Here is a 649-nt window from a genome sequence, read left to right as displayed (position 1 = left end):
GGAACTATGGAAATCTTTCTCTACACCCTCAGGATGTTGAACAAAGCAAAAAAAGCGCATTTAATAAATGGTCTGTTACTGCTTATGGAAATTTGCAGCATGATACCGGTTTTTATATGGATGGGGTGGTATCGTATGGTCTTTTTAAGGGAGATGTTTTGACCCTTGCACGGGGCAAGGTTGTGGCGTTAAAGGGTAAACAATTTAGCGGTTCTTTAACGAGTGGTAGAACGTTTGCAACAGGGTATAAAGGTGTTGTTTTTGATCCGCAGATTCAGGTTGTTTATCAGCATCTTCAGTTTAATCAGGCGCGTGATATTGATAATCTTGATGTTGATTTAGGAAAATTTCATCAATGGGTGGGGCGTGTTGGTGGGCGTTTAAGCAAGACGTTAGGTGTTGTGGAAGAGGGACGTGAAGTTTCTTTTTATGGTAAGCTTTCTTATTTGCATAGTTTTGAAGATAAGCAATTCGTTTCTTTTAAAAACGATTTTCAGTTAGGTTCCTTTGGTTCTTCTTTGGAAGCAGGGGTTGGGTTTAATGCCCGTCTCTCATCAAAACTTTCTCTTCGTGGAGATGTCACTTATCAGCATAGATTTAAGAAAATTGGTTTTTCTGGAACGAGTTTCTCTGCTGGATTGCGCCACCT

The 649-nt window shown here is 40.1% G+C and carries 1 protein-coding gene; it reads left to right on the top strand.

Going from position 1 to position 649, the window contains the following annotated elements; translation table 11 throughout:
* On the top strand, nt 1–649 hold a 649-nt coding region (locus tag ACFINX_RS10355; RefSeq protein ID WP_375668825.1), incomplete at both ends, for an autotransporter outer membrane beta-barrel domain-containing protein.

It is taken from the genome of Bartonella sp. AP36NXGY (assembly GCF_042195865.1).
Classification (GTDB): domain Bacteria; phylum Pseudomonadota; class Alphaproteobacteria; order Rhizobiales; family Rhizobiaceae; genus Bartonella.
Note: the sequence above shows the minus strand (reverse complement) of the source record. Positions and strands in the feature narration are given on the sequence as shown.